Source organism: Schnuerera sp. (assembly GCF_035459645.1).
In the GTDB taxonomy this organism is placed as follows: Bacteria; Bacillota; Clostridia; order Tissierellales; family Tepidimicrobiaceae; genus Schnuerera.
Window position 1 is genome coordinate 1 of the sequence record NZ_DATHXO010000345.1, and the last position, 2495, is coordinate 2495.

Sequence of the window (2495 nt, forward strand, 5' to 3'; positions counted from 1 at the left end):
ATTTCCAAACCATTAACTCTTTCAAATTTAGCCTTATACTCATCTTTTGCGTCATTTAATTCTTTTTCATATTTTTGTTTATTATGTTCATCAACAATTGGTTGCATTTTATTTACCTTTTCATTTAGCTCTGTTATCTTATCAGTTGAATCGGTAAATTTGTTCATAAGTTCTTCTTTTTCTGTAGTTAAGTTTTCTAAATTAGTTGTCAATTCATTAATTTTTTCATCCTTTTTAGTAATGTCATCCTTTAAATCGCCAACTTCTTCATTTGCTAAATCTAATTTTTCTTGAATTTCAATTTGTGCATTTAAAATCTTTACTTCTAACGTTTTCGCTTCTGCATCTTTAACTTTATTTTCATTTAATAAGTTTTGAGCATCAGCTTTAAGTTCTTGTAATTTTTCTTTCATTTCTAAAGCATTCAACATAATTCCTCCTTTAAATAAAAATAAACTAGATTAAATCTAGTTCTAACTTAAGTTTTTGTTTCTGTAAATTATTTGATTGTTGATGTTGTAATTGTTTATGATTTATTGGGTTATTCAATATATCCTTAAACTTTTGAGGTACATTATTATATTTATTTAAAATATCAAAGTTTGCACATGCTGCTAAATCTTTTTCTTTTTCAATTAATGTTACATTTTTAAAATATTTTTGTATATCTTTTGCACCAAGCCAACTTTCCTCCATTAATAAATTTCTAAGTAAATCTTCCGTTAGTTCAGAAGTTGCTTTTTGCATATATGCAGGAATTATCATATTTTCTTCTATTCTTTCTAATTGCTCTGCTTTTTCTTTTAGCTGTGTTTTGTTTAACATTACTAAGAAGAATCCCATCATAGCCTCATGTATCATTAATGTTGACGTTGGATAAATATATAAATTATCGTAACACATAGTTATGACACTTGAAATTGATGCACTTAATGAATCTATATATACATTTTTAATTGCTGAATGCCTATTCAATAAATTTAATATGTTCACTCCTGCCATTATAGAACCACCAGGAGAATTTTGAAAAATATTAATTTCTTTTACGTTTCCCAAATCTTCTAATTTCTGTCTAAAATCTGTAACGGTAACATCATCTTCTTCATATTTTTCTGAACCTGATAATATTTGTCCATATATATATATTTCACCTATATCTTTAGATATGTTTTTAAATTCTATATATCCAACTTTTTTATTATCTTTATAAAAATTAATAAAATCTTTTGTCACTTATTGTTCACCTCCTTTACTTACTAGGCTTTGGATTATTATTTCCATCATTTTCTCCACTTGATATTGTATTATCATTTTCACTACTATTAGAAGAATTTTCTGTACTTGTATAGGCACTTGAATATGGTTTAATTCTTTCAGGAAGATTTAAAACTTCTTGTTCATATAATGACTGGTCTAAATACTCTTGCCAATCTATACCTTCAATTTGATCGACCACATATTTAAGAGATAATCCTTCTTGTGAATGCAGTTTCATTAATACATCCAATCTTTCTTTTTTAGTTAAAGGTTTATCAGTATTATATTCAAATATATAGTTTTCTCCTCTTTTACCCAATATAATATCAATTAATTGATTATATATAATTTCAATTTGTTCAATTATCACACCTATTCTTTTATATATAATATCAAGATTTAAATTGGCAGAAGCATAGTTACCGTTTGTCCCATTACTTAATACACTAGAAACACCAGTTGCAGCAGTTATGTCATTATTAATACTCTCGTATTTTTCTGGGTTTAATGATTTCTCACCATTTTTTAATTCAGGAAAATCAAAACTTGCAAAATCAGGTAATGCTACACAGGTTATACCATCATCATTATTGATTTTTTCTAATGCTTTTCGTACACCACTAAATACTTTTTTCTTATCAGAAGTTTGAACTTTTACATCGTTATCATCCCTGCCTTTAAATTTTAAAACAGCTATAGCACGTATAATTTTATTTGCAACAGCTATCTCTAAATCTTTCATTTTTTGTTTATGCTGCATATCAAATAAAGCTTGAGTACCATAAGGAATACCTAACCTTTGATTTCTAGATAATGTATGTATTCTAGCAGTTAATGATTTTTCAATTGGTAAAGTTATATATCTCAATTCTTTTTCTTTATTTATATCTCTATTATTTTTATATTTATCATATTTACTTTCAGTAATAATTGGATTAAGATTATTATAAATTAATTGTCTTTCTTCTTCAGTTTTATTATCAAGCCATTTTAAATCAATAATTCCAACCATTCTTCCATTATATCTACCGTAAGGATAAATATATTTTAAATTATCAAACGTATAAAAGTAAGGATATTTTTTATTACCAAGCCAAGTACCTAATAAAGTACCTTTACTTGCTAATTGAACTGCTAAATCTCTTGTAAGCTCTTTGTGTCTTATTTTTTTATCTAAATAATACTTAATTATTTTTAAATCTTTTTGAGATTTTTCATCTTTTTCTAATACAGTTATT

3 protein-coding genes are annotated in these 2495 nt (G+C 25.5%); all 3 read right to left on the bottom strand.

Annotated elements, in window-relative coordinates; all coding sequences use genetic code 11:
• A partial coding sequence (locus VK998_RS08055; RefSeq protein ID WP_325227462.1) for a hypothetical protein occupies positions 1–428 on the bottom strand: 428 nt, incomplete at its 3' end.
• A 28-nt stretch (positions 429–456) separates the two neighbouring features.
• Positions 457–1233: a head maturation protease, ClpP-related gene (locus VK998_RS08060; RefSeq protein WP_325227464.1), complete on the bottom strand. Its 777-nt coding sequence runs from the start codon at positions 1231–1233 to the stop codon at positions 457–459.
• Positions 1234–1249: 16 nt separating this feature from the next.
• The coding region (locus tag VK998_RS08065; protein WP_325227467.1) for a hypothetical protein at positions 1250–2495 on the bottom strand (1246 nt) is incomplete at its 5' end.